This window comes from Bowmanella yangjiangensis (genome assembly GCF_017255015.1).
Classification (GTDB): Bacteria; Pseudomonadota; Gammaproteobacteria; order Enterobacterales; family Alteromonadaceae; genus Bowmanella; species Bowmanella yangjiangensis.
Window position 1 is genome coordinate 1 of record NZ_JAFKCS010000537.1, and the last position, 515, is coordinate 515.

The 515-nt window shown below is 66.8% G+C and carries 1 protein-coding gene; it reads left to right on the forward strand.

Annotated elements, in window-relative coordinates; translation table 11 throughout:
• Positions 1 to 191 precede the first annotated feature (191 nt).
• Positions 192 to 515: DUF6279 family lipoprotein (locus tag J0A65_RS25535; RefSeq protein ID WP_232850156.1), on the forward strand; the 324-nt coding region annotated here is incomplete at its 3' end.

Consider the following 515-nt stretch of genomic DNA (forward strand, 5'->3'; position numbering starts at 1 on the left):
CTACCTCGGCGGCTGAGCCGGACTGCCGTACCCGAAACCGCCCTCCGGGGCGGTTTTTTCATGCCTGGACGACAGGCCTGCAACGCGCGCGCACCTGCCGGCCAGCGAACTGTTTAGCGGATATGTCCGCCCTCTTGCATCCGCTTCGCCGCGTATTAGTCTCAACGACTCTACCCAGGCGGACCCCGCTCATGCGCAAGTCCCTGCTGCTGTTGCTCGCCCTCACCGTTGCGCTCGGCGCCTGCAGCCGTGCCGGCCTGGCCTACCGCAACCTGGACTGGATCATCCCCTGGAAACTGGGCGACTACGTCGAGCTGAGCAGCGAGCAGAGCGCCTGGCTGGAACCCAGGCTGCAGCAGCACCTGACCTGGCATTGCAGCGTGGAGCTGCCGCACTACCTCGACTGGCTGCAACGCAGCCGCCAGGCCCTGGCCGAGCGCGACGCCGAACTGATGCTCAGCCAGCTGGACGGCTTCGAGCAGGCGATGCAGCGCATCGCCGTGGAAATCACCCCG